The 1,486-nt window shown below is 40.2% G+C and carries 1 protein-coding gene; it reads left to right on the top strand.

Annotation, left to right across the window (positions count from 1 at the left end):
• Positions 1-1,486, top strand: a 1,486-nt coding sequence (locus BLQ19_RS20835) for a T9SS type B sorting domain-containing protein (protein WP_175444461.1), incomplete at both ends; no start/stop codon positions are given.

Here is a 1,486-nt window from a genome sequence, read left to right as displayed (position 1 = left end):
TAACCGCAGATGTAACCGATGTCGCTCTTAACCCTGCTACAGATACAGAAATTGTAATTTTGGATAACCTTACTCCTACAGCACCAACTGTAGTTATTACGGAAGATACCAATAACGACGGATTGATTTCTGAAGACGAATTAGTGGGTGATATTGATGCACGTATCACACTTCCGGCAGATGCCGTTACAGGAGATACCGTTACCATCTCTGATGGAAATGGAAACACACAAGATGTAGTACTTTCTGCTACAGATATTACTACTGGATTTATTGATGTAATTATTTCTAATCCAGGTGATGCAGGTACCATTCATGTTACTGCTAACATAACAGATGTTGCAGGAAACGTTGGTCCTAATAGCATTACGGATACAGCTACACTTGACCTTTCAGATCCAACAGTAGATAGCTTTAATACCATAGACATTACCCCTATCCTAACAGGTCAAGGAAATGCTAATGAAACCTTGCTTATAGAATTGGATACAGATGGTGATAATATTCCTGATGTTACCTTTACAGTAATTACAGACGCTAGTGGTAACTGGAGTTTAGACACGGAAACAGCCGTACCAGATTCTGGTAGCTTCCCTACCTTACTAGATGAAGATGTCATCTCTATTACAGTTACCGATCCTTCAGGAAATACAGGTATAGGTAGTGTAACTATTTCTGTAGATACAGATGGTGATGGAATTAATGATAACGAAGAAACCTCTTTAGGTACAGACCCTAGCAATCCTGATACCGATGGAGATGGTATTTCTGATGGTCAAGAAGTGAATACAGATGCTACAAACCCATTAGATGATTGTAGTTCTATAAACGGAAATCCTTTAGGGGATAGCGATTGTGATAACGACGGATTAACAACAGATCAAGAGGTAGCGGCAGGAACAGATCCTGACAATCCTGATTCTGACAACGATGGGTTATCAGACGGTGAAGAAATTGCTTTAGGAACAGACCCGAATGACCCTGATACAGATGGGGATGGTATTCTTGATGGTCAGGAAGTATTGGATGGTACAAATCCTTTAGATGATTGTGATCATAACGGTGGTAAAGCATTACCTGAATCTGATTGTGATGCAGACGGATTGACGACTGCACAAGAAGATGCTATTGGTTCTGACCCTAATAATGCAGATACAGATGGGGATACCATCCCAGATGGTCAAGAAATAACAGACGGTACTGATCCTTTAGATCCTTGTGATGCTATTGGTGGTGTCCCTACCCTAGCTGCTGGTTGTGATGAAGAAGTAGTAAGTTCAGGAATAGCCGTTGCTAATGAAATTTTAACTCCTGATAATGATGGTGTAAATGATTTCTTTAGGATTGAAAACATTGAGTCTTTCCCGAACAACACAGTACAGATTTATAATCGTTGGGGAGTGGTAGTCTATGAAATGGCTGGGTATGATAATCAATCTAACGTATTTAGAGGCGCTTCTAATGGTAGAGTAACCATTAGCACAGA

It is taken from the genome of Cellulophaga baltica (assembly GCF_900102165.1).
GTDB classification, from domain to species: Bacteria; Bacteroidota; Bacteroidia; order Flavobacteriales; family Flavobacteriaceae; genus Cellulophaga; species Cellulophaga baltica.
Note: the sequence above shows the minus strand (reverse complement) of the source record. Positions and strands in the feature narration are given on the sequence as shown.